The 3,367-nt window shown below is 35.9% G+C and carries 4 protein-coding genes; 1 reads left to right on the top strand and 3 read right to left on the bottom strand.

Annotated features, from left to right (window positions below):
• A partial coding sequence (locus HMPREF3116_RS08760; RefSeq protein WP_148129222.1) for a transposase occupies window positions 1-384 on the top strand: 384 nt, incomplete at its 5' end.
• A gap of 203 nt (window positions 385-587) precedes the next feature.
• On the opposite strand, the gene HMPREF3116_RS05505 is transcribed toward HMPREF3116_RS08760, so the two are convergent.
• From HMPREF3116_RS05505 to HMPREF3116_RS05495, 3 genes are read right to left on the bottom strand one after another with little or no spacing between them, the layout of a single operon-like run.
• Window positions 588-1,544 (bottom strand): metal ABC transporter solute-binding protein, Zn/Mn family, encoded by a 957-nt coding sequence (locus tag HMPREF3116_RS05505; protein ID WP_070468188.1) that lies wholly within the window; start codon window positions 1,542-1,544, stop codon window positions 588-590.
• 27 nt (window positions 1,545-1,571) lie between these two features.
• Window positions 1,572-2,417, bottom strand: coding sequence for a metal ABC transporter permease (locus HMPREF3116_RS05500; RefSeq protein ID WP_083272777.1), 846 nt, complete (start codon window positions 2,415-2,417; stop codon window positions 1,572-1,574).
• A 3-nt stretch (window positions 2,418-2,420) separates the two neighbouring features.
• Window positions 2,421-3,149 (bottom strand): metal ABC transporter ATP-binding protein, encoded by a 729-nt coding sequence (locus tag HMPREF3116_RS05495; protein ID WP_070468187.1) that lies wholly within the window; start codon window positions 3,147-3,149, stop codon window positions 2,421-2,423.
• Window positions 3,150-3,367: the final 218 nt, after the last annotated feature.

The following is a 3,367-nucleotide window of genomic DNA, read 5'->3' as shown; positions in this document are numbered from 1 at the left end:
ACGAATACCGGTGGTATTTTAGATTATTTACTAGATAAGAACCCACTATTAAAAGACACCTATAATATCGTCCATAACTTGCGTGAGGCACTCCAAGAGAATGACTCTGAAGTGTTTAAAGCTCAGTTAGCGCAGTCTAAGTTAGCTAAATTACCAAGCGGATTAAGTCGTGTGCTACGTACATTTACCAAACTTCAAAGATATATTGGGCATACTTTCAAATACAACCACTTAACGAACGGCCGAATAGAAGGGTTGAATAATAAGATTAAGATCTTAAAGCGAATAGCTTACGGATACCGAAACTTCCAAAATTTTAGGACTAGAATATTAATGACCAATAAACTATATCTAAATGAAATACCGGTAGTAGAAGCAGCCTAAGGGCTGCTTGATAATCACAAAATAAAGATAAAAAATGAATAATGGAAAAGAGTATAAAAAAACCAGGTAATCTAATGATTACCTGGCAGATATTACTCATCAGTCCTATTTGACGAAGAGCCATCTTTTGTGGGTAGCGTAACTCTCTTTTTTATTTGTTCAGTTTTCGGGTTGAGATTCAAAATACGAGTGGTCTTCTCTTTTTATTCTGATAACCCATTTAATATTACATCTAAGTTGTATTTTAAATATTTGATATAAGAATCGCCAACTTCACCCGGTTTTCCTATTTCATCGGATAAAACAGACTGCTCGTATATAGCAACACCTGTTTCAGAAGAAATGGTTTCCATTGGTCTTCTGTCTACGTTCGATTCAATAAATAAGACTTTGGGTTGGTTTTGCTTAACGAACTCTATCGTTTGCCGAATTTGATCGGGACTTCCATTTTCATCTGTGTCAATAGCCCAAATATAGCCTTCTTTTAGACCATATTCTTTGGTCATGTATTGAAAAGCCTGTTCACTCGCCATAAAGATTCGGTTTTCCTCAGGAATACTGTTTATTCCTTCAGTATACTCTTCATCAATTTCCTGAAGTTGTTTTAAATAGTCAGCCGCACTTTGTTCAAAGTATTCGGCTTTTTCAGGCATCTGTTCAATAAGCGCTTCTAGAATATTCTCTGTCATCTGTATTCCAACTTTTGGAGACACAAATGCATGCGGATTCACTTCTTGGTTGCCTTCTTCATCCGCTAAATACAATGGTTCAACTCCTTCAGAAGCTTCGACAATATTGTCTTCCGACTTCCCTACAGATTTTACTAACTTAAAGAACCACCCGTTCTCGCCACCTTCAAGATTTAAACCATTATAAAATAACAGATCCGCATCGGATGCTACCTTAATATCTTCTGGTAATGGTTCGTACTCATGAGGAGCTGTACCAATTGGAACCAAGTTATGAACATTCACGTATTCGCCTCCTATGTTTTCAATCATGTCTGACAAGATAGAAAAACTACTCACGACGTTTAAAGTATCTCCACTGTTACCTTCTTTAGTAGACGTCTCTTCTTCGTTTCTGCACGCAACTAGCAAAAGTGCAATCATCGTGATTGCTAGAATTTTGACTAACTGCAAAAATCTTTTCCTTTTCATGAAATAAATCTCCTTTTTCAAAAATATTTAGACTGCTTTTTTAACTTTACGCCAAACCAAACCTTGCTCTGGAGCAAATAAAAACGCCAAAACAAACATTGTGGCAGCCGCTAATACAATCACAGCACCAGATGGTAGGTTATAAGCAAAGCTGAAGTATAAACCAGCTACTGCCGCAATCGCACCAATCATCGCACTTAACAAGGTCATTTTACTTAAATCATTTGTTAACATATAGGCAGTAGAAGCTGGCGTAATTAATAACGCAACGACTAATATAACGCCTACTGTCTGTAAAGAGGCCACAGAAACTAAGGTCAGTAAAATCATAATTCCGTAGTTAATGAAGTCTACTGGTAAGCCATAAGCTCTCGCCATTGTGGGATCAAATGTAGTGATTAGTAATTCTTTATAGAATAAAAAAACAATTAAAATAACGATCACACCAACAACCAATGTAATGTATCGATCGGTATTACTTACAGTTAAAATATTTCCAAATAAAATAGAAGTCAAATCAATCGCACTCTGAGCTTTTTGTATGAGAATAACTCCTGCTGCAAAAAATGCCGAAAAGAGAATCCCAATGGCAGAATCAGCTTTTACTCGACTTTTTTGGTCGACATAATTAATCCCTAATGCGGTTAATAAACCAGCAACTACTGCTCCATAAAAGAAATTAATCCCTATCATGTAAGAAATCGCTACCCCTGGCAAAACAGCATGAGAAATGGCATCACCTATTAAAGACATGCCTTTCAAAGTAATAAAACTTCCAAGAATGCCGCAGGTCACTCCTACAATAATGGAAGTAATTAATGCATTTTGTAAAAACGTATAATTCATTAAATTACTCATAAATTGTCCAAACATTTCTTAATTACCTCCTATTGCTTTAAAAGCATCGGTTCCGAATACTTTGGATAAATTATCATCGGTCATAACCTCTTCGACTTTTCCACTCGCAATTAAACGTTGATTCAATAAAATCAATTCATCAAAATAATGAGCCACTTTTATCAAATCGTGATGTACGATTAAAATCGTTTTACCTTGATCACGCAATTCAAATAATTGGTCCATAATAATGCCTTCACTCTTGATATCAATTGCGCTAAAGGGTTCATCAAGGAAAATTAAATCCGCATCTTGTGCCAACGTACGAGCAATCAAAATTCGCTGAAGCTGGCCACCAGATAGCTCACTAATCTGACGATTGGCAAAGTCTTCCATTCCCACACGTTCTAAAGCATCCAATGCAGTCTCTTTTTCTTTTTTTCCAGGGCGCTTCAACCAACCCAGTTTAGGGTAAGTTCCTAGTAAAACACACTGCAAAACAGTAATAGGAAAATCCATATCTAAGTTACCCTTTTGTTCGACATACGCTACTTGTTTTTGGACTTCTTTAATGGGGCGCTCCTTAAAAGACACGCTCCCCGTTCTTTCCACCATTCCTAAAATACCTTTTAATAATGTTGACTTCCCAGCCCCATTCGTCCCAATGATTCCTACAAGTTTTCCAGATGAAATCGAGACCGATATATCTTCTAATGCACGCACATTATTTTGATAAGTGACTGAAAGATTTTTAATATCTAACACCATCTACTCATCTCCTATTCTCTCGTTTTTTTGGTTATTTATATCCCGGTACATTTTATTTTTATATAGTTTAAGTTAGACTAAAAAATATATATAGTCAAGCTAAAAAAGTTTAACTGGTCTTCTACGTACTAAAATAAGCCTCACAAGGTTCTGTTGCAAAGTCTTAAATCTACTATCAAATAAGGTAGAATAATAGAAAAAGATAGCAGGAGGAATGA

The sequence above is a fragment of the Aerococcus sp. HMSC10H05 genome (assembly GCF_001806975.1).
In the GTDB taxonomy this organism is placed as follows: domain Bacteria; phylum Bacillota; class Bacilli; order Lactobacillales; family Aerococcaceae; genus Aerococcus; species Aerococcus viridans_B.
The sequence above is the reverse complement of the archived record's forward strand: the minus strand, read 5'-3'. Positions and strand labels throughout refer to the sequence as shown.

Coding starts and splice junctions, on each gene's coding strand:
- HMPREF3116_RS05500 (WP_083272777.1), bottom strand. CDS start 2,417: ATGTTTGGACAATTTATGAGTAATTTAATGAATTATACGTTTTTACAA.
- HMPREF3116_RS05495 (WP_070468187.1), bottom strand. CDS start 3,149: ATGGTGTTAGATATTAAAAATCTTTCAGTCACTTATCAAAATAATGTG.
- HMPREF3116_RS05505 (WP_070468188.1), bottom strand. CDS start 1,544: ATGAAAAGGAAAAGATTTTTGCAGTTAGTCAAAATTCTAGCAATCACG.